2 pseudogenes are annotated in these 496 nt (G+C 49.6%); both read left to right on the top strand.

Going from position 1 to position 496, the window contains the following annotated elements:
- A pseudogene (locus STRDD11_RS13815) lies at positions 1-187 on the top strand (hypothetical protein); the annotation flags it as partial.
- Between the two features lie 113 nt (positions 188-300).
- Positions 301-496 (top strand): annotated as a pseudogene (locus STRDD11_RS13285) (virulence protein); the annotation flags it as partial.

Genomic DNA, 496 nt, shown 5'->3' with positions numbered 1-496 from the left:
GCAGGACTATCCCTATAGTCCGTATGGGAATATTGGTTCCGCTGTGGAAGCCAATCTTTCACAGGGACATCAGGTGCAGAACTATGTGGACAAGCAGTCTGACAGACTGGACAAGCTCAGCCGCAAGGCCATCAATTCTTTAGAAGAAAAAAGAGAGAAACTAATCAAAGAATTGAACGCGGTCTAAGAGCAGTGCGAAAAAGATAAAGTCTCCTAGGAGCAGTCGCTCCTTCGTTGACTTTCCTATTTTCGCTTTGCTCTTTCAACGACCTTTGTATCTTGTGAAAGGCATAGTCTGCCATGGGAGTGAGATACAGTGCAGCGGATTCAGCCCAGCTTATTCAGACCATGACCAATAACCTGCAGGTGGCCAACGATGTGACTGACCGCCTGTCCAGAGGCTGCGACCATCTGATGGCTTCGCTGGATTCAGGGGAACTGGAGGGGGCGGCCTATACGGCAGGCAAGGGCCTTTTTGAGGATGTCATCATCCCTT

This window comes from Streptococcus sp. DD11, assembly GCF_001578865.1.
GTDB lineage: Bacteria > Bacillota > Bacilli > Lactobacillales > Streptococcaceae > Streptococcus > Streptococcus panodentis.
The sequence above is the reverse complement of the archived record's forward strand: the minus strand, read 5'-3'. Positions and strand labels throughout refer to the sequence as shown.